This window comes from Micromonospora sp. NBRC 110038 (assembly GCF_020884815.1).
GTDB lineage: Bacteria > Actinomycetota > Actinomycetes > Mycobacteriales > Micromonosporaceae > Micromonospora > Micromonospora haikouensis.
On sequence record NZ_BBOL01000002.1, the window covers coordinates 40,141 to 58,600 of the forward strand.

Annotated in this window: 13 protein-coding genes, 1 tRNA gene and 1 pseudogene; 7 read left to right on the forward strand and 8 right to left on the reverse strand. The window is 73.6% G+C overall.

Annotation, left to right across the window (positions count from 1 at the left end; translation table 11 throughout):
* Positions 1-148: 148 nt before the first annotated feature.
* The 5 genes from LPU61_RS07790 to argS form a co-directional block, all read right to left on the reverse strand.
* Entirely contained in the window at positions 149-3,394 is a 3,246-nt protein-coding gene (locus LPU61_RS07790) for an efflux RND transporter permease subunit (protein ID WP_229404597.1), read from the reverse strand.
* Positions 3,395-3,551: 157 nt separating this feature from the next.
* On the reverse strand, positions 3,552-4,601 hold the full coding sequence (thrC, locus tag LPU61_RS07795) for a threonine synthase (protein ID WP_043966016.1): 1,050 nt from the start codon (positions 4,599-4,601) through the stop codon (positions 3,552-3,554).
* 177 nt (positions 4,602-4,778) lie between these two features.
* Complete coding sequence (locus tag LPU61_RS07800) at positions 4,779-6,086, reverse strand: homoserine dehydrogenase (RefSeq protein WP_043966014.1); 1,308 nt, start codon at positions 6,084-6,086, stop codon at positions 4,779-4,781.
* Positions 6,087-6,094: 8 nt separating this feature from the next.
* Positions 6,095-7,480, reverse strand: a complete 1,386-nt coding sequence (gene lysA / locus LPU61_RS07805) for a diaminopimelate decarboxylase (RefSeq protein ID WP_043966013.1) — start codon at positions 7,478-7,480, stop codon at positions 6,095-6,097.
* 60 nt (positions 7,481-7,540) lie between these two features.
* A complete protein-coding gene (argS, locus tag LPU61_RS07810; RefSeq protein WP_043966011.1) occupies positions 7,541-9,205 on the reverse strand; it encodes an arginine--tRNA ligase in 1,665 nt (554 codons plus the stop codon).
* Positions 9,206-9,304: 99 nt separating this feature from the next.
* Here argS and LPU61_RS07815 point away from each other — a divergent pair, with 99 nt between their 5' ends.
* The 4 genes from LPU61_RS07815 (at position 9,305) to LPU61_RS07830 (ending at position 11,853) form a co-directional block, all read left to right on the forward strand.
* Positions 9,305-10,120 carry a DUF3105 domain-containing protein gene (locus LPU61_RS07815; protein WP_229404598.1) on the forward strand — a complete coding sequence of 272 codons (816 nt, stop codon included), beginning with the start codon at positions 9,305-9,307 and terminating at the stop codon, positions 10,118-10,120.
* A 34-nt stretch (positions 10,121-10,154) separates the two neighbouring features.
* Positions 10,155-10,832, forward strand: coding sequence for a DUF305 domain-containing protein (locus LPU61_RS07820; RefSeq protein ID WP_229404599.1), 678 nt, complete (start codon positions 10,155-10,157; stop codon positions 10,830-10,832).
* A 191-nt stretch (positions 10,833-11,023) separates the two neighbouring features.
* Complete coding sequence (locus LPU61_RS07825) at positions 11,024-11,716, forward strand: winged helix-turn-helix domain-containing protein (RefSeq protein WP_043966008.1); 693 nt, start codon at positions 11,024-11,026, stop codon at positions 11,714-11,716.
* Between the two features lie 65 nt (positions 11,717-11,781).
* Positions 11,782-11,853, forward strand: a tRNA-Arg gene (locus LPU61_RS07830).
* A gap of 78 nt (positions 11,854-11,931) precedes the next feature.
* Here LPU61_RS07830 and LPU61_RS07835 read toward each other — a convergent pair.
* Complete coding sequence (locus LPU61_RS07835) at positions 11,932-13,512, reverse strand: carbohydrate-binding protein (RefSeq protein ID WP_229404600.1); 1,581 nt, start codon at positions 13,510-13,512, stop codon at positions 11,932-11,934.
* A 293-nt stretch (positions 13,513-13,805) separates the two neighbouring features.
* On the opposite strand from LPU61_RS07835, the gene LPU61_RS07840 reads away from it, so the two are divergent.
* Positions 13,806-14,492: a TetR/AcrR family transcriptional regulator gene (locus LPU61_RS07840; protein ID WP_052503878.1), complete on the forward strand. Its 687-nt coding sequence runs from the start codon at positions 13,806-13,808 to the stop codon at positions 14,490-14,492.
* 102 nt (positions 14,493-14,594) lie between these two features.
* The gene (locus tag LPU61_RS07845; protein WP_229404601.1) at positions 14,595-15,761 is read left to right on the forward strand and encodes an NAD(P)/FAD-dependent oxidoreductase; all 1,167 of its coding nucleotides are present in this window, start codon (positions 14,595-14,597) and stop codon (positions 15,759-15,761) included.
* Between the two features lie 67 nt (positions 15,762-15,828).
* Here LPU61_RS07845 and ligD read toward each other — a convergent pair whose 3' ends face one another.
* Both ligD and LPU61_RS07855 read right to left on the reverse strand, forming a co-directional pair.
* Positions 15,829-16,794: a non-homologous end-joining DNA ligase gene (gene ligD / locus LPU61_RS07850; RefSeq protein WP_229404602.1), complete on the reverse strand. Its 966-nt coding sequence runs from the start codon at positions 16,792-16,794 to the stop codon at positions 15,829-15,831.
* 124 nt (positions 16,795-16,918) lie between these two features.
* Positions 16,919-17,701: an isocitrate lyase/phosphoenolpyruvate mutase family protein gene (locus LPU61_RS07855; RefSeq protein WP_229404603.1), complete on the reverse strand. Its 783-nt coding sequence runs from the start codon at positions 17,699-17,701 to the stop codon at positions 16,919-16,921.
* 212 nt (positions 17,702-17,913) lie between these two features.
* Here LPU61_RS07855 and LPU61_RS07860 point away from each other — a divergent pair.
* Positions 17,914-18,450 (forward strand): annotated as a pseudogene (locus LPU61_RS07860) (TetR/AcrR family transcriptional regulator); the annotation flags it as partial.
* Positions 18,451-18,460: the final 10 nt, after the last annotated feature.

The following is an 18,460-nucleotide window of genomic DNA, read 5'->3' on the forward strand; positions in this document are numbered from 1 at the left end:
CCGCGCAACAGCAGGTCACCCGGCGCGACCCGATACCGTCAGTATGCGACCTCTGACTCACCGTACCCGGTCGGATGCGCGACGCGGCCGGACACGCGAACGCCCCCGCCGGAGTGGGACCCGGCGGGGGCGTGGGCGGTCGCGTCGGCTACTCGGCCGGCGGCGGCAACGGCGACTGCCGGCTCTTCGGCAGGCGCAGCACCTCGAACTGGTCGGTGCCGTCCACCAGGGCCGCCGACGGCGCGGGCCGGGCGGGAGCGGCCGGCGCGGCGGCGGGCACGGGCTCGTCGGCCGGCGCCGGGCCGTCGCCCGTGGACTCCGCCGGCGGTACGCCCCGGCGACGCTGCCGACGGGCCCGCAGCGACTCCTTGGTGTTCTCCACCATCGTGTACAGGGTCGGGACCAGGATCAGGGTGAGCAGGGTGGAGCTGAGCAGGCCACCGATCACCACGATCGCCAGCGGCTTGGAGATGAAGCCGCCCTCCCCGGTCAGGCCGAACGCCATCGGCAGCAGTGCGAAGATCGTCGCAACGGCGGTCATCAGGATCGGGCGCAACCGACGCCGGCCGCCCTCGACCACCGCCTCGCCGACGCCCATGCCCTGCGCCCGGTACTGGTTGATCAGATCCAGCAGCACGATGGCGTTGGTCACCACGATGCCGACCAGCATGAGCACGCCGATCAGCGCCGGCACGCCCAGCGGGGTGCCGGTGACCAGCAGCAGGCCGATCGCGCCGGTCGCCGCGAACGGCACGGAGATCAGCAGGATCAGCGCCTGGGTCAGGCTGCGGAACGTCGCCACCATGATCAGGAACACGATCGCGATGGCCGCGAGCACGGCCAGCCCCAGGTCGGCGAACGCGTCCGCCTGGTCGGCGCTGACGCCGCCGATGCTGATGGTCGCGCCGGGTACGTCGATGTCGTCCAGCTTCTGCTGGAGCTCCTCGGTGGTCGCGCCGAGGTTGGCGCCGGTCGCCGTGCCGGTGACCGTGACGCTGCGCTCCCCGTCGATGCGGGTCACCTGCTGCGGCCCCTCGGCCTGGGTGATGTCGGCGATGTCGTCCAGCTTGACCGGGCCGACCCGCAGTGCCCGCAGCTCCTCCACCGTCAGCGGCGGCTGCCCGCCGGAGCGCAGCACCACGTCCTGCTGGCCGCCGTCGAAGGTGACCTGCCCCAGCGGGGTGCCCCGGTAGACCTGGGCGACGAGCTGCCCGACGGCGGCCTCGGTGAGCCCCGCCCGCGCCGCGGCCAGCCGGTCCACGGTCACGTCCACCCGCGGCACCCGCTCGGCCAGGCTGGTCGAGACGTCCTCGACGTCGGCCGTGCCGGCCATGGCGGCCCGCGCCTGCTCGGCCGCCCGGGCCAGCACCTCGGTGTCGGCCGCCTGCACGACGACCTCGAGCTGGTTGGTCGACCCGCCGGCCTCGGCGCCGCCGAAGCTCAGCTCGCCGACGGAGGCGCCGAGGGAGTCGAACTCGCGGCGCAGCGCCCGCTTCACCTCGGCCACGTCGGTCTCGCCGTCGAGCGTCACGGAGAAGGTGGCGGCGTTGTTGCCGCCGCCGCCCGCCCACGGCTGGTCGCTGCCCCCGGCGCTCACCTGGTACGTCTCGACGCCTTCGGCCCGGTCGAGCACCGACTCGACCTGGCGGGCCGCCTGGTCGGTGGCGGCCAGCCCGCTGCCCGCCGGGAGCTGCTGGGTGATGGTCAGGGTGTCCTGGCCGGAGTCGTCCAGGAAGTTGGTCTTGAGCGCGCCGGACAGGACGAAGGTGCCGAGCAGCACCACCAGCCCCAGCCCGACGGTGATCCAGCGGGTTCCCCGGCTGCGGGTGGCGAACCCGATCACCGGCAGGTAGCCCCGCTGGAGCGGGCTGCGCAGCTCCTTCTCCTCGGCGGCCCGGCGGGCGGCCTCGTCGGCGACCCGCCCGGGCTTGAGGAACCAGTAGGCCAGCACCGGGATCACCGTGAGCGAGACCAGCAGCGAGGCGAGCAGGGCCACCGTCACGGTGATCGCGAACGGCGCGAAGAGCTGCCCGACGAAGCCGCCGACCAGCGCGATCGGGGCGAACACGGCCACCGTGGTCAGCGTCGACGCGGTCACCGCGCCGGCCACCTCGCGGACCGCCGTGAGGATCGCCTGCCGCTTCGGCTCGCCGTATTCCAGGTGGCGTTTGATGTTCTCCAGCACGACGATCGAGTCGTCGACCACCCGGCCGACCGCGATGGTCAACGCGCCGAGGGTGAGCAGGTTGAGCGAGTAGTCGCCGATCCAGAGCGCGATGAGCGCCACCAGCACCGACAGCGGGATCGAGACGGCGGTGACCACGGTGGAGCGCACCGACAGCAGGAAGACCAGGATCACCACGACCGCCATGACCAGGCCCAGCAGGCCCTCGGTGGTGAGGCTCTCGATGGACTTCTCCACGAACGGGGCCTGGTCGAACACGACGGTCAGGTCCGCGCCGGAGGCCGAACGCAGGTCGGCGAGGCGGTCGCGGATCTCGTGGGAGATCTCGACGGCGTTGCCGTCCGGTGCGGCCGTGACGGCGATGCCGAGGCTGTCCCGGCCGTTGGTGCGGGTGAACGAGGTGGCCGGGGCGAGCTGCTGCTCCACGGCCGCCACGTCGCCGAGCTTCACCGGGGCCGCCTTCGGCGCGGTCGAGGTGAGCACGATGCCCTTGAGGTCGTCGACGGAGCGGATCGGCGTACCCACCTGGACGGTGAGGGCCCGCGACCCGTCGCTGACCGCGCCGGCCGGCACGGCGACGCCGTTGGTCTTCAGGGCCGTGCCGATCGCGGTCGGCGCGAGCTTCGCGGCGGCCAGCTTCGCCGGGTCCGGGGTGACGGTGACGACCTGCTCCCGGGTGCCGGTCACGGCGACGGTGCGGACCCCGTCGATCCCCTCCAGCTCCGGCACCACGTTGTCGCGCAGCCGGTCGGCCAGCGCCCGCTCGTCGCCGCCGCCGGACGCGGCGATCACCACGGCCGGGAGGTCGTCGGTGGTGCCGGTGAGGACCTGCGGGTCGACGCCCTCGGGGAGCTGGCTGTCGATCCGGTTCAGCGCGGTCTCCATCTTGTTGACCACGTTGTCCAGGTCGGTGCCGAACGTGAACTCCACCTGGACGGTGGCCGAGCCCTCGCGGGAGGTGGAGGTGACCTTCTCCAGCCCGGGGATGCCCTGGATGCTGTTCTCGATCGGCTCGGTGACCTGCGACTCGACGATCTCGGGCGCGGCGCCGGGGTAGACCGCCACGACGAACGCGCCCGGGAACTCCAGCGACGGCAGGAGTTGCTGCTTCAACGACGGCACGGCGAACAGACCGAACAGCGTCGTGACCACGGCGATGAGGGCGACCAGCCCTCGGTTGGCGAGGCTGAATCTGGCGAGCAGCGACATCGGCGTGGCTCACTCCTGGGAAGAGAAGGGCGGGACAGCTCGGTAACAAAGAGTGTGCCCGACGCAATCATCCCGGCCGGGCCGGGGTCGCGCCGCCCCGCCCCGGCGGCGTGTCACGCCCGTCGCCGCACGTGCGCGGGCCGCGCCCGGCGCGGGCTCAGGCCAGGTCGAGGGAGCGGGCGGCGGCGAGGGCGTCGTTGCCGATGGTGATCGGGGCGGGAGCCGTGGAGATGGCCCACTCCGGGTCCTTCAGGCCATGCCCGGTGACCGTGCAGACGACCGTCGAGCCGGCCGGCACCTTGCCGGCGGCGGCCTGCTGGAGCAGCCCGGCGACGCTGGCCGCGCTGCCCAGCTCGACGAACGCGCCGACCTCGCGGGCCAGCAGCCGGTAGGCGGCCAGGATCTCCCGGTCGCTGACGGCGGCGATCAGGCCGCCGGAGGCGTCCCGGGCGTCGACGGCCTTCGTCCAGCTCGCCGGGTTGCCGATCCGGATCGCGGTGGCGATGGTCGACGGCTCGTGCACCACCTGGCCGGTGACGATCGGGGCGGCGCCGGCGGCCTGGAAGCCGTACATCTTCGGGGCCTTCGTGGCGTTGCCGTCGCGCAGGTCCTCCGAGTAGCCCATCCAGTAGGCGGAGATGTTGCCTGCGTTGCCGACCGGCAGGCAGTGGATGTCGGGCGCGTCGCCGAGCGCCTCGACGATCTCGAACGCGGCCGTCTTCTGCCCGTGCAGGCGGTCGGGGTTGACCGAGTTGACCAACGCGACCGGGTAGTCCTGGGCGAGCTTGGCGGCCAGCGCCAGGCAGTCGTCGAAGTTGCCGGTGACCTGGAGCAGCCGCGCGCCGTGCACCAGCGCCTGGGCCAGCTTGCCCAGCGCGATCTTGCCCTGCGGCACCAGCACCGCGCAGGTGATCCCGGCGCGGGCCGCGTACGCGGCGGCGGAGGCGCTCGTGTTGCCGGTCGAGGCGCAGATGATCGCCTTGTCGCCGTGCTCGACGGCCTTGGAGACCGCGAGCGTCATGCCCCGGTCCTTGAACGAGCCGGTCGGGTTGGCCCCCTCGACCTTGAGGTAGACGTCACAGCCGAGCCGGGCGGAGAGCACCGGCGCGGGCAGCAGCGGGGTGTTCCCCTCGTGCAGGGTGACGACCGGGGTGGCGTCGGTGACGGGCAGCCGGTCCCGGTACGTCTCGATCAGACCCCGCCACATGTCGCTCTCCTCACCTCTACCGCCCCGCCGACAGGCCGGGCACACCCAGCGTGGACCAGCCTCGCCGACCGGCGCACGCCGCACCTGAGCGTAACCACCAGGCGAGACGCGGACGCGCGCGCCGTGGCGGGTGCGCCGCCGCGGCGGGGGCCGACGGGGGCCGGCGGACCAGCCGCGTCAGGCCCCGCCCTCGACCCGCAGCACGCTCGCCACCGACCGCACGATGTCCAGCCCGCGCAGCTCCTCCACGGTGGCGGCGAGCGCGGCGTCCGGCGCGACGTGGGTGACGATGACCAGCTCCGCGTCGCCGGAGCCGGCCGGGCCGTCCGCCGAGCCCTGCCGGACCGTGGCGATGGACACGTCGTGCCGGGCGAACACCCCGGCCACCGCCGCGAGCACGCCCGGACGGTCGGCCACGTCGAGGCTGATGTGGTAGCGCGTCAGGGCCTCCCCCATCGGCCGCACCGCGAGATCCGCGTACGCCGACTCGCTGGGCGCGCGCACCCCGGCGAGGCGGTTGCGGGCCACCGCCACCACGTCGCCGAGCACGGCGCTGGCGGTCGGCGCACCGCCCGCGCCCCGGCCGTAGAACATGAGCTGCCCGGCCGCCTCGGCCTCGACGAAGACCGCGTTGAACGCATCGCCGACGCTGGCCAGCGGGTGGGTCAGGGGGATCATCGCCGGGTGCACCCGCACGCTGACCGTCTCCCGGCCGGCGGCGTCGCGGCCCCGGGCGGCGATGCAGAGCAGCTTGATCGTGCAGCCCATCGCCTTGGCGCTGGCCACGTCGGCGGCGGTGACCTCGGTGATCCCCTCGCGGTGCACGTCGGCGGCGGTGACCCGGGTGTGGAACGCCAGCGAGGCGAGGATCGCCGCCTTGGCCGCCGCGTCGAAGCCCTCCACGTCGGCGGTCGGGTCGGCCTCCGCGTAGCCCAGCTCGGTGGCCTCCTCCAGGGCCTCGGCGAAGCCTGCGCCGGTGGCGTCCATCGCGGAGAGGATGAAGTTGGTGGTGCCGTTGACGATGCCGGTGACCCGGTTGACCCGGTCGCCGTGCAGCGAGTCGCGCAGCGGGCGCAGCAGCGGGATGGCCCCGGCGACCGACGCCTCGTAGTAGAGGTCGGCACCGCCCTCGGCCGCCGCGTCGTGCAGGGCCGGGCCGTCCTCGGCGAGCAGCGCCTTGTTGGCGGTGACCACGCTCTTGCCCGCCCGCAGCGCCTCGACGAGCCAGCCCCGGGCCGGCTCGATGCCGCCGACGACCTCGATCACCACGTCGACGTCGTCCCGCTTGATCAGGCCGAGCGGGTCGGTGGTGAACAGCGCCTCGTCGACCGGCAGGTCGCCCCGGTCCCGGCCGAGCCGGCGCACGGCGATGCCGGCGATCTCCAGGGGCGCGCCGATGCGGGCCGCGAGGTCGGCCGACTGCTCGTGCAGCAGCCGCACCACCTCGCTGCCGACCGTTCCGCAGCCGAGCAGCGCCAAGCGCACAGGTGAGGTCATCCGACATCCAATGCGAGCAGGTCCTCTTCCGTCTCCCGCCGGACGATCAGTCGCGCCCGGCCGGCGCGCACCGCCACCACCGCGGGGCGGGGCACGTGGTTGTAGTTGCTGGCCATGCTCCGGCAGTAGGCACCCGTCCCGGGCACCGCGACAAGATCTCCGGCCTGCACGTCAGCGGGCAGGAATTCATCCTTCACCACGATGTCCCCGGACTCACAGTGCTTTCCCACCACGCGGGCGAGCAGCGGCTCGGCGGTCGAGGCCCGGGAGGCCAGCGTCGCCGAGTACGACGCGTCGTAGAGGGCGGTGCGGATGTTGTCGCTCATCCCCCCGTCCACGCTCACGTAGGTGCGGATGCCGTCGACGTTCTTGACCGTGCCGACCTCGTAGAGCGTGAACACCGCCGGGCCGACGATGGCCCGGCCGGGTTCGATGGACAGGCGCGGCACGGCCAGCCGCTCGGCGGCGCACTCCCCGTCGACGATCTTGCGCAGCCGCTTGGCCAGCTCCTGCGGGGTCGCCGGGTCGTCCTGGGTCGTGTACGCGATGCCGAAGCCGCCACCCAGGTCCAGCTCGGGCAGCTCGACGCCCCGGGCGTCGCGGATCTGCGCCTGCAGGGCGAGCACCCGGCGGGCGGAGACCTCGAACCCGCTGGCGTCGAAGATCTGCGAGCCGATGTGCGAGTGCAGGCCGCGCAGGTCCAGCACGCCCTCGTCGATGACCTTGAACGCGGCGGCGGCAGCCGCCCCGCCGGCCAGCGAGAAGCCGAACTTCTGGTCCTCGTGCGCGGTGGCGATGAACTCGTGGGTGTGCGCCTCCACGCCGACGGTGACCCGGATCAGCACGCCGGGGCGGACCCCGCGCTCGCGGGCCAGCGCGGTGAGCCGGTCGATCTCGGTGAACGAGTCGAGGACGATCCGCCCCACCCCCGCGTCCAGCGCCCGGGTCAGCTCCGCCACCGACTTGTTGTTGCCGTGGAAGCCGATCCGCTCCGCCGGCATCCCGGCCGACAGCGCGGTGGCCAGCTCGCCGCCGGTGCACACGTCGAGGAAGAGCCCCTCCTCGGCGATCATCCGCACCACGGCCCGGCACAGGAACGCCTTGCCCGCGTAGTAGACGTCGGCGTCGGGGAAGGCCGCCCGGAAGTCGCGGCAGCGCGAGCGCAGGTCGTCCTCGTCGAGCACGTACACCGGGGTGCCGAACTCGGCCGCGATCTCGCGCACGCCGAGCCCGCCGACGGCGAGCGCGCCGTCGGCGGCCCGGGTCACCGTGCGCGGCCAGAGCGGCGGCACCAAGGCGTTGACGTCGACCGGGGTACGCAGCCACGCCGGCCCCCGGCTGCCGATGTCGCCGTGCAGCGCGCCGGCCTCGTGAGCCCGCATCAGCGGTCTCCGCTTCGCGACTGCGGGGCTCGCAGGCTCACTCCTCGCGCTCGCACGCGATCACATCCTCTCCGGGGCGGACACGCCGAGCAGGCGCAGCCCGTTGGCGATCACCGTGCGGGTGGCGTCGTTGAGCCAGAGCCGGGCCCGGTGCAGGTCGGTGACCTCCTCCTCGCCGCGCGGCAGGATCCGGCAGTTGTCGTAGAACCGGTGGTACGCCCCGGCCAGCTCCTCCAGGTAGCGGGCCACCCGGTGCGGCTCCCGCAGCTCGGCGGCGGTGGCGACCACGGCCGGGAACTCGGCGAGCGCCTTGAGCAGGTCGTTCTCCTTGTCGTGGGAGAGCAGCTCGGGGCGGAACGCCTCGCCGTCGCCCCGGGTCAGCCCCACCTCGGCCGCGTTGCGGCCCACGCTGGCGGTGCGCGCCGCCACGTACTGCACGTAGTAGACCGGGTTGTCGCGGGTGGCCCGGGTCCACAGCTCCACGTCGATGTCGATCGGGGAGTCGCTGGAGTAGCGGGCCAGCGCGTACCGGGAGGCGTCCACGCCGATCGCGTCGACCAGGTCCTCCAGGGTGACCACGGTGCCGGCCCGCTTGCTCATCCGCACCGGCTGCCCGTCACGGACCAGGTTGACGAGCTGGCCGATCAGGATCTCCAGGTTGACGGCGGGGTCGTCACCGAAGCAGGCGGACATCGCCTTCATCCGGCCGATGTAGCCGTGGTGGTCGGCGCCCAGCATGATCACCACGCGGTCGAAGCCGCGCTCGCGCTTGTCGAGGTAGTACGCGCAGTCGGCGGCGAAGTACGTCCACTCGCCGTTGGACTTGCGCAGCACCCGGTCCTTGTCGTCGCCGAAGTCGGTGGTGCGCAGCCAGGTGGCCCCGTCGGCCTCGTAGAGGTGGCCCTGCTCGCGCAGCCGGGCCAGGGCGTGGTCCAGCTCGCCCCGGTCGTGCAGGTCCTTCTCGTTGAAGTAGGTGTCGAACTCCACCCCGAAGTCGCGCAGCGAGGACCTGATCTCCTCGAACATCAGCTCGACGCCCTCGACCCGGAACACCTCCTGGGCGGCGGCGTCGCCCAGCTCCAGCACGTCGGGCCGGCGGCTGCGGACCTCGGTGGCGATCTCCGCGATGTACGCGCCGCCGTAGCCGTCCTCCGGGGCGGGCTCGCCCTTCGCGGCGGCCAGCAGGGACCGGGCGAACCGGTCGATCTGGGAGCCGGCGTCGTTGAAGTAGTATTCCGTGCCCACGTCGGCGCCGGTCGCGCGCAGCAGCCGGCTCAGCGCGTCGCCGACGGCGGCCCAGCGGACCCCGCCGATGTGCACCGGGCCGGTCGGGTTGGCCGAGACGAACTCCAGGTTGATCTTCTGGCCGGCGAGGGCCGTGCCGGTGCCGTACGCCGGGCCGGCCTCGACGATCGACCGGGCGAGCTGGCCGGCGGCGGCGGCGTCGAGCCGGATGTTGAGGAAGCCCGGCCCCGCGATCTCCACCGACTTGACCCCGGGGGCCCGGCCGAGCTGCTCGGCCAGCGCCGTGGCCAGCTCGCGCGGCGGCACGCCCACCTTCTTGCTCAGCTGGAGGGCGAGCGTCGAGGCGTAGTCGCCGTGCTCCGGGTTGCGCGGTCGCTCGACGGCGGTGCGCCCCGGGAGCGCGGAGCTGTCCAGGCCCCGGTCGGCGAAGACTGCGTGGGCTGCGGAGAGGACGACCTCGGCCAGTTCTGCGGGAGTCACCGAACCATGTTATCGGGGGTAGACTCGGTCACTCGGCGGCCACCCTGCGCGTGAACACCGTCCGCCACCCACTCTGACCGACCGACCTGACGAGGCACGATGAGCATCAGCACCCCGGGCGGCCCGGAGCGCCGTCCGACCGTGGTCACCACCGGCAAGAAGCCGGCGGCGGGCCGGCCGGCGGCCGGCGCCAAGGCCGGGGCCGGCAAGTCGACGGGCGACGCCCCACGCCCCTCGGCGGGCGGCAAGGGCAAGGGCCCCCGCAAGCCGATCGCACCGGTGAAGGTGAGCCAGGGCCGCTCGTGGGGCCCGATCGCGCTGTTCACCGCAGTCGGTGTGCTCGCCGTCGGCATCATCGGCTTCGGCGCCTGGGCGACGTTCCAGGGCTCCAAGCCGTGGGAGGACCGGGCCGCCGACATCAGCGGCATCGTCAACTTCCGCAAGTCGGACCCGGAGCTGGTCAAGGGCAGCAACCACCAGCAGGGCTCGATCAAGTACGCGCAGTCCCCGCCGGTGGCCGGTCCGCACAACGCGACCTGGCAGAACTGCATGGGCAACGTCTACGACGCCCCGATCGCCAACGAGCACGCGGTGCACAGCCTGGAGCACGGCGCGGTGTGGATCACCTACCGCCCGGATCTGCCGGCCGACCAGGTGGCCAAGCTCAAGAGCAAGGTCGAGGGCCAGGAGAAGCTGATGCTCAGCCCGTTCGAGGGGCAGGACAAGCCGATCTCCCTCCAGGCCTGGGGCTACCAGCTCAAGGTCGACAACGCCGACGACAGCCGGATCGACGAGTTCATCAAGACGCTGCGGGTGAACGCCTCGATCGAGGGCCCCACCGCCAACTGCGGCGAGCCGGGCATCACCGCCACCGGCACCACGCCGCGTGACGGCGCCGCGATGCCCACCCAGTGACCCGGGACCGAGACCACCGAGGACGAGGACGCCGATGACCGCACCCACGACGACGGAGCCCGGCACGGTCGAGGCCCCGGAGACCGGCGACGACGGTGGGGCGACGGGCGCGCGCCGTTTCGGCACGCTGGCGGTGGTCGCCGCCGTCGTGGTCGGCCTCCTCCTGGGGTACGCGGGCGGCCTGCTCACGCCGAAGCTCACCCGCCCAGGTGACGCCTCGGCCGAGGCGGGCTTCGCCCGGGACATGACCACCCACCACGCCCAGGCGGTGGAGATGGGGCTGATCGCGTTCCAGCAGGGCACCGACGCCGAGGTGGTCAGCATCGGCGGCGACATCGCCACCGGCCAGCAGGGCGAGATCGGCACCATGCAGACGTGGCTGCGCTCCTGGGGCCTCGACCCGACCGGGTCGCAGCCGCGGATGGCGTGGATGCCCGACGGCGCGGCGTCGATGAAGAACGGCCTGATGCCGGGAATGGCCACCCCGGAGCAGATGGCGAAGCTGCGGGACACCCCCCGGGGCCGGGAGAAGGACGTCCTCTTCCTGGAGATGATGATCCAGCACCACCTGGGCGGCGTCCACATGATCGACGGCATCCTGGACGCCAGCGACGACCCCGAGGTCGTGCGGGTGGCCCAGACGATGAAGAACACGCAGCAGACCGACCTCACCAACCTCACGGCCGCGCGCGACCGGCTCGCGAAGGGCTGACCCGCCGGGCCTCAGCACGAAAAGGCCCGCGCCCCGCCGACCCCGGCGACGGCGCGGGCCTTTTCCGTGTCCGCTCCCGTTCCGCCGGCGGGCCATGTCCGTTTAGAAGCTATCCGACCCTTTGGCCAGCTTGAGAGAGTTTTCTACCCACATATCGTGACCAGTTGCGATTCGGGCTCGTTGCGCAGGACGTGGGGGTTGCACTCAGAGACGCACGGCGGTCGGTCACCAGCTGGTGCCGACGCCACACCATCGGTGGTGACGGGACGGTGGCAGCCGTCCGTCGCGGACAGCGGCAGGGCGAGCCGGGAGCCCTCAGCCGCGAACAGGAACTGGAGCTGATCGACGTCCTGCGCGGCGTCCACCCCGACGAGTTCGGCCTGGACGAGGAACTGTGGACGCGGCAGAGCCTCACCACGCTCGTCCAGCGCCGCTTCGATCCCCGGGCCGACGCGGGCGCCGTCGGGGCGTACCTGCGGGCCTGGGGGTTGGGTCCGCGCGAGCCGCGCGAGCGCGCCTGCGGGCTCTGCGTCGGCGCGGTCGAGCGCTGGGTACGCCTGGAGTACCCGGCGATCACCCGGGCCGCCCAGGAGCACCTCGCCGAGGTCTACTGGCTCGGCCGGGTGCGGCTGCGCGGCACGATGCCGGCGGCCGACGTGGTCTCCGCCGTGTCGTCCCGGGGCCGGGTCCGCTTCATGATCACCACCCCGTCGGTCGACCCGCCGCTGCCCCGCGACTTCGTGCTGCGGCTCAGCGGGGCCGAGGAGAACCCGGTGCACGTCATCGTCGACGGCTCCTGGCCGAAGAACGAGTGGCCGCGCCGGCTGCCCCGGCGGATCGTCCTGCACCCGCTGCCGAGCTGCGGACGGGCGATCGCGGCCTGACCCGCCGGGCCGGATACCGATTCGGCGTTCGGTGGGGACGTTTGCTAGTCTTCTCCCGTCGCTGAGCCCCCGTAGCTCAGGGGATAGAGCACCGCCCTCCGGAGGCGGGGGCGCAGGTTCGAATCCTGCCGGGGGCACCTCGGATGAGCAACACGAAAGGCCGCTGACCAGGATCGATCAGGTCAGCGGCCTTCGTCGTGTCTCCGGCCTATCGGCTAGAAGCGGGCGCCCACGTCGGCGCCGTTGGACGGGCGCAGGAAGGTCGACGACGGGATCGAGCCGTCGGCAGTGCGCGGCCCGGTGATCGTGCCCGGATCGGTGCTGGCCAGCGACCAGGTGCCGCCGATGTTCCACGAGTTGCCGCTGCCGGTGGAGGTCGAGCCCAGCGACGCGGCGGTGCCGTTGGCCACGGCGAGGTTCTTCGTCAGCGTGCTGGTGGACCGGTCGAACTTGAAGCCGGTCCCCGGGTTGTCCCACGCGGTGCAGTGGTCGATGGTGTGCCGGCCGGGGTTGTTGTTGTCGATGAAGCCGCCGACCGCGTTGCCCCACGCCATGCTGTTGCGCACGGTGTGGTTGGCCGCCACGCCGTTGCCGCCCAGCTTGAAGCCGTTGCCGTCGCCGGTGTAGTCCGGCAGGTTCCAGCGGTTGAAGCCGTTGCCCCAGGCCAGGCTGTTCTCCAGCAGGATGGGCGACTCGAACATCCAGAAGTCCAGCCCGTCGTCGGAGTTGTTCCACAGCCGGGCGCCCCGCACCACGTTGCCGGTGCCGGAGCCCTCCTTGATGGCCAGGCCGTCGGCGCTCTCCCCGTTCTTGCGGGGGTCGCGGTTGCCGTACGAGTCGAGGTTGACGACCTGGTTGTTGCTCGACGCGCCCTGGATCTGGATGCCCGACTCGTAGTTGTCCCGGGTCACCAAACGGTCGAAGATGGTGTTGTTGACGTCGAGCGCGAACACCGCGTACGGGCCGTGGACGATCTCCAGCCCGACGAGGCGCCACCAGTCGCCCTCGATGTGGATCGCGCCCCGCTCGGCGCGGGGGATGCTGCCGCCCACCGGCGCGGGGGTGTGCGGCATGTTCTCGCCGTCGATGACCACCCGCTCGGTGCCGTAGTTGCGCATGGTGATCGGCTGGCTCGACGTGCCGTTCTTGAGCAGCTGGAGGTTGGTGCTCGGGGCGTACGTGCCGCCGCGCAGGTAGATGGTGTGGCCGGGTTGGGCGAGGTCGACCGCGCGCTGGATGCTGCGCAGCGGGGCGGCCAGGGTGCCCGGGTTGCCGTCGTCGCCGTTGGTGGCCACGTAGAGCGCGTTCGTCGCCGGGGGCGGCGTGGTGGTGCCCGCGTCGACGTCGAGGTAGTCCACGTTGGGCAGGCCTACCGAGACGGTCGGGGTGAGCCGGACGGTGTTGCTGCCGGCGGTCAGGTTCACCGACACCGTCCTGGTCACCCACGTGCTCCAGGCGCCGGTGCCCTCGAACGCGAGGTTCTGCACGGTCGAGCCGTTGACGACCAGGTCCGCCGACCGGACCGTCGTGGCGCCGTTGGCGAACCGGATCTGCACCGTCGCCGCGCCGGCAGCGGCGGCGGTCACCGTGAACTGGGCGTACGCGCCGACGGCGTTGGTGGCGTTGCAGAAGCCGCTGCCGGAGTAGCCGGCCCAGTCCGCGTCGACGGTGCCGGTGCACACCGCCGGGGAGGTCTCGGCCTCGTACCGGACGGGGGCGGCCTGCGCCGCCTGGGGTAGCACGACGAGCGCGCCGGCCAGCAGGCCGGTCGCGGCGATCATGGAGCTGACGCGCATGGGGGTCTCCAGGGGATCGAACTGGTCGCGGGACGGGATGCCCGTAATCGGCCGGCCGGGCGCACGGCCGGCGCGCCGTCGATCGACAGCGCGCGGCCGGGGCGCAGGCGTGGCCGGTGCCGGCGTCGCCCGGAGACACCAGCTTGGAAAGCGCTTTCCACATGGAGGATGCCAAAGCCCATCAATGAAAGCAAGGCTCCCGGCCCGCACGCCCGCGCCGTCGCGGACCGGCATGGACAACCCGTCGCGGGGGCCCTTGCCAGTTGACGAACATGTTCGTTACGATCGCGTTCATGAGCCCTCGGCGCGTTCCCGTGAGTCGCCGCGACCGCCCCGCCAAGCCGCCGCTGAGCAGGGACGGCGTGATGAGCGTCGCCCTGCGTGTCATGCGCGAGGAGGGCCTGGAGCGGGTCACCATGCGCCGGCTGGCGGCGGAGCTCGACACCGGCCCGGCGTCCCTGTACGTCTACGTCGACAACTTGGCCGAGATGCACGCCGCCCTGCTCGACGCGCTGATCGCGGACCTTCCGCTGCCGTCCGGCGACGACGCCGGATGCTGGCGCGAGGACGTGATCGGCCTGCTCGACGCGTACACCCGGATCTTGATGGGTCATCCGGGCCTGGCCCGGTCGGCGCTGGTGCTGCGCCCCTCCGGGCCGCACTACCTGCGGCTGGTCGATGCGGTGCTGGGCCTGCTGCACGCGGGCGGCATCCCCGTGCGGCAGGCGGCGTGGGGCGTCGACCTGCTGCTGCAGCACGCCACGGCCACGGCCGCCGAACAGGGCACCCGGGACGGGTCGGCCGACGCCGACGGCGAGGTACGCCAGCAGGTGTCGGCCGTGCGCGACGCCGATCCGGGCGACCACCCCCACCTGCACCGCGCCCGCGACGAGCTGTTCTCCGGCACCGGCGAACAGCGGGCGCGATGGGCGTTCAGCACCCTGCTCGACGGCCTCGCCGCCGGCCGGGGCGGCGACTGACCCTCCCCGGCCGCACGGCGGCTTTCCATGCCGCGTCGAACGCGTTCGTCAAGAACCTGTTCGTCACCCGGAACCAGCAACACCCACACCCGAAGGAGACCTGTGCGCACACCAGCGATCGGCATCGTCGGCGGCGGACTGGGCGGCCTCACGCTCGCCCGCGTCCTGCACGTCCACGGCATCCCCGCCACCGTCTACGAGCGGGACGCCGCACCGGACGCCCGCACCCAGGGCGGCATGCTCGACATCCACCAGCACAACGGCCAGGTCGCCCTGCGGGCCGCCGGCCTGCACGAGCAGTTCCTGCGCCTCGTCCACCCCGGCGGGCAGGCCGTGCGGGTGCTCGACCGGCACGGCACCGCGCACCTGGACGAGGCCGACGAGGGCGACGGCGACCGCCCCGAGGTCAACCGGGGCCACCTGCGCCGGCTGCTGTTGGACTCCCTGCCCGAGGGCACCGTCCGCTGGGGCGGCGGGATCACGGCCGCCCGCGCCCTCGGCGACGGGCGGCACGAGCTGACCCTCGCCGGCGGCGGCACCGCCACCACCGACCTGCTCGTGGGCGCCGACGGCGCCTGGTCCCGGATCCGACCGCTGGTCTCCGCCGCCGCGCCCGCCTACTGCGGGTTGTCGTTCGTCGAGGCCACCCTGCTCGACGCCGACCGCCGGCACCCCGCGCAGGCCGCGCTCGTCGGGTCCGGCATGCTGTTCGCCCTCGGCCCCGGCAAGGGCTTCCTGGCCCACCGGGAGACCGACGGCAGCCTGCACGTCTACGTCGCCCTGCGGCTGCCCGAGGACCGGCTCGCCGGCGTCGACCCAGCCTGCGCGGTCCCGGGGCACGAGCGGCCGGGCGACGACCCCGCCCGGTCCTTCCTGCTCGACCAGTTCGCCGGCTGGGCGCCCGAGCTGCGGGCACTGATCGCCGACGCCGACGGCCCCCTGGTCCCGCGCGCCATCCACGCGCTGCCGGTCGGGCACCGCTGGGACCGGGTGCCCGGCGTCACCCTGCTCGGCGACGCCGCCCACCTCATGTCGCCCTTCGCCGGGGAGGGCGCCAACCTCGCCATGCTCGACGGAGCCGAACTCGGCCGGGCCCTCGCCGCCCACCCCGACGACGTCGAGACCGCGCTGGCCGCGTACGAGCGGGCGCTGTTCCCGCGCGCCGAGACAGCCGCCCGGGAGGCCGCCGCGAACCTGGAGATCTGCTTCCGCGACGACGCACCGCACGGCCTCGTCGACCGCTTCGCCGCGTACGCCGAGGCCCGCTGACGGCTGCTCCGCGCACGCCGGGGCTCCGGCGGCGATCGGTGTACGCGGCGAAGCGGTCGCCCGGCCGCTACGGCGACTGCGCGGCGCGGCGGGCCCGCGCCCGCCGGCGGCCCTCGTGCATCGCCTGCACGCGGGCGACCGGGATGCCCCGCCCCTGCTCGACCAGGTCGGCGGGGAGAGGCTGCGGCGGCGGCAGCAGCCCCGCCCACGGGTCGCGGTCGGCGACCAGCGCGGGGACGGTCCGCACGGTGAAGTCGGCGGGGACGACCGCGTCGAGGTCGTCCCACCCCACGGGGTACGACACGGGCAGCCCCGGGCGCAGCCGGGGGCTGAAGGCGGCCACCAGGCTCGCCCCGCCCGCCCGGGTCGAGTCGACGAACACCCGCCCGCCCCGGTCCTCGCGGATGAAGGCGGTGGTGGCCAGCGCCGGGTCGAGCCGCTCGGCCCGTACGGCGAGGGCGCGGGTGGCAGCGGCGGCCTCCTCGGCGCTCGTCGCCCCGTCGACCGGGACGAGGACGTGCAGCCCCTTGGCCCCGCTGGTCTTGACCGCCCCGGCGAGCCCGACGTCGGCGAGCGCCTGCCGCACCAGCCGGGCGGCGGCCACGGCCACCCCGAAGTCCGCCCCCTCCGGCGGATCCAGGTCGAGCACCAGGTCGGTCGGGTGCCCCGGGCGGTCGACCGTGGACAGGGTCGGGTGGTATTCCACCGCGCGCTGGTTGGCGAACCACAGCAGCGTCCGCCGGTCGTCGCAGAGGGCGTACGACACGTCGCGGTGGGACGCTTCGGCCCAGACCGACGTTCGGCGTACCCAGTCGGGGGTGTACTTCGGCAGGTTCTTCTGCATGAACGGCGCCTGCCCGCGCAGCACCCGGACCACCGACAGCGGCCGACCCCGCAGCCAGGGCAGCAGCCGTCCGTGGACGGCGTCGAGGTAGTTGACCAGGTCCCGCTTGCTCGCCCCGGCGTCGGGGGCGAGGGGCTGGTCGAGGTTGGTCAGCGACACCCCGTCGCGGGTCTGCTCCGCGCTGCTCATCACCCCACCCTCGCGCCCCGCCCGCCGGCGGGCAACCGGAACGGGCCCACCGGGTCGGCTGGCTGGGCCGGCTGGTTAGGAAGGGGCCCTTCCTGTACCGGAAGCCTTAACCAGGGGCCCTTCCTCACGCGTACGGGTTGGCGCCGGAGCGGACGGCGTCGAGCAGGCCGGCGATCCGCGCCTGACTGACCCGGTACGGGCCGGGGCCGAAGCTGACCCGGGCCACGCCCAGCCCGGCCAGCTCGGCCAGGCTCGGCCCGCCCGGCTTGAAGCCGACGTTCACCGGGGCGTCCACGGCTGACACGAGTTCCGCGATCCGCTCCGGCTCGGCGAGGAAGATCGGGTAGACGCAGTCCGCCCCCGCAGCCCGGTAGAGCCGCCCCCGGCGGATCGCCTCGGCGGTGCGGCCGTCCGGGTCGCCGGCCCCGCGCAGGTAGAGGTCGATGCGGGCGTTGAGCACCAGCGGCACCCCGGCCGCGTCGGCCGCCGCCCGCACGGCGGCCAGCAGTTCGGCCTGCTCCTCGGCGTCGTACAGCGCGCCGGTGCGCGGGTCGGAGTCCTCCAGGTTGCACCCGACGACCCCGGCGGCGAGCATCCGCTCGACCAGCTCGGCGGGGCTCAGGCCGTACCCCCGCTCCAGGTCGGCGGTGACCGGGACGGGCACCGCGCGCACCATCCGGGCGACGGCGGCGAACATCTCCTCGACCGGGGTGTCCTCGCCGTCGGCGTACCCGAGGGACTCGGCGACGGCGGCGCTGCTGGTGGCGACGGCCGCGAAGCCGGCCGCGACGACCGCCCGGGCGGAGCCGGCGTCCCAGGCGTTGGGCAGCACCAGCGGGTCGCCGGACTTGTGCAGGGCGCGCAGCGCGTCCGCGTGCTCGACGGAGGTCGATGGGTTCTCGGTCATCCCCGCATCATGGCACCCGGGGGGCGGTACCGGTTCTTCGAGCGGGCCGTGTCCGGCGTCGCTCCCGGTCGGTTCCTGGTCCGGCCCCGGCCGGCTCCTGGTCCTGTCGCGAAGGCGGGCAGCGCTGTGGCCAACGCCACCCGATTCCTCTGACCGATCGGTCAGGGTCTGACCGATCGGTCAGGCATGCTGGTGGGCGGGAGGTGGCCGGCATGGCACGGGCGGTACCGGAGACACACGCGGAGATCCTCGCGGCGGCGGGGCGGCGGTTCGCCGTCACCGGCTACAAGGGCACCTCGCTGCAGGACATCGCCCGCGAGGTCGGCGTCTCGAAGGCCACCGTGCTCTACCACTTCGCCAACAAGGAGGCCCTGCTCAGCGAGCTGATGGCCCCGGAGCTGGCGGCGGTGGTCGAGCTCGACGAGCGGATAGCGGGGCTCGGCGGCGACCGGGCCCAGCGGGTGGCCGCCGAGGGCTTCGTCGACCTCGCGGTGCGCTTCCGCCGGCAGATCGCGCTGCTGCGCGGCGAGTTCCCCGTGCTGCTCCAGCAGCCGGCCTTCGCGCACGTGCAGCAGATCTCCGAACGGCTGGTCGCGGCGTTCGCCGGCCACTCGCCGCGCCCGGCCGCCCGGGTCGCGGCCCTGGTCGTGCTCGCGGGGATCGCCGAGACCTGCGGCGAGTTCGACGACCTCGACGACGACGAGCTGCGCGACGCGCTGCTCGGCCTCGTCCGGCGCGCGCTGGTGCCCCCGGCCGACC

Coding starts and splice junctions, on each gene's coding strand:
- LPU61_RS07790 (WP_229404597.1), bottom strand. CDS start 3,394: ATGTCGCTGCTCGCCAGATTCAGCCTCGCCAACCGAGGGCTGGTCGCC.
- thrC (WP_043966016.1), bottom strand. CDS start 4,601: ATGTGGCGGGGTCTGATCGAGACGTACCGGGACCGGCTGCCCGTCACC.
- lysA (WP_043966013.1), bottom strand. CDS start 7,480: ATGCGGGCTCACGAGGCCGGCGCGCTGCACGGCGACATCGGCAGCCGG.
- LPU61_RS07815 (WP_229404598.1), top strand. CDS start 9,305: ATGAGCATCAGCACCCCGGGCGGCCCGGAGCGCCGTCCGACCGTGGTC.
- LPU61_RS07820 (WP_229404599.1), top strand. CDS start 10,155: ATGACCGCACCCACGACGACGGAGCCCGGCACGGTCGAGGCCCCGGAG.
- LPU61_RS07835 (WP_229404600.1), bottom strand. CDS start 13,512: ATGCGCGTCAGCTCCATGATCGCCGCGACCGGCCTGCTGGCCGGCGCG.
- LPU61_RS07840 (WP_052503878.1), top strand. CDS start 13,806: ATGAGCCCTCGGCGCGTTCCCGTGAGTCGCCGCGACCGCCCCGCCAAG.
- ligD (WP_229404602.1), bottom strand. CDS start 16,794: ATGAGCAGCGCGGAGCAGACCCGCGACGGGGTGTCGCTGACCAACCTC.
- LPU61_RS07855 (WP_229404603.1), bottom strand. CDS start 17,701: ATGACCGAGAACCCATCGACCTCCGTCGAGCACGCGGACGCGCTGCGC.